1 rRNA gene is annotated in these 329 nt (G+C 53.2%); it reads left to right on the forward strand.

Annotation, left to right across the window (positions count from 1 at the left end):
- Positions 1 to 30: 30 nt before the first annotated feature.
- Positions 31 to 329: ribosomal RNA gene (locus tag F153LOC_RS21470) — 23S ribosomal RNA — on the forward strand; the annotation flags it as partial.

The following is a 329-nucleotide window of genomic DNA, read 5'->3' on the forward strand; positions in this document are numbered from 1 at the left end:
GATGTTTTACGAAACATCTTCGGGTTGTGAGGTTAAGCGACTAAGCGTACACGGTGGATGCCCTGGCAGTCAGAGGCGATGAAGGGCGTGCTAATCTGCGATAAGCGTCGGCGAGGTGATATGAACCTTTGACCCGGCGATACCCGAATGGGGAAACCCAGTGTGTTCCGACACACTATCATGTCATGAATACATAGTGGCATGAGGCGAACCGGGGGAACTGAAACATCTAAGTACCCCGAGGAAAAGAAATCAACCGAGATTCCCCCAGTAGCGGCGAGCGAACGGGGAGGAGCCCAGAGTCTGAATCAGCGCGTGTGTTAGTGGAA

The organism is Lelliottia sp. F153 (assembly GCF_002870005.1).
Taxonomy (GTDB): Bacteria; Pseudomonadota; Gammaproteobacteria; order Enterobacterales; family Enterobacteriaceae; genus Enterobacter; species Enterobacter nimipressuralis.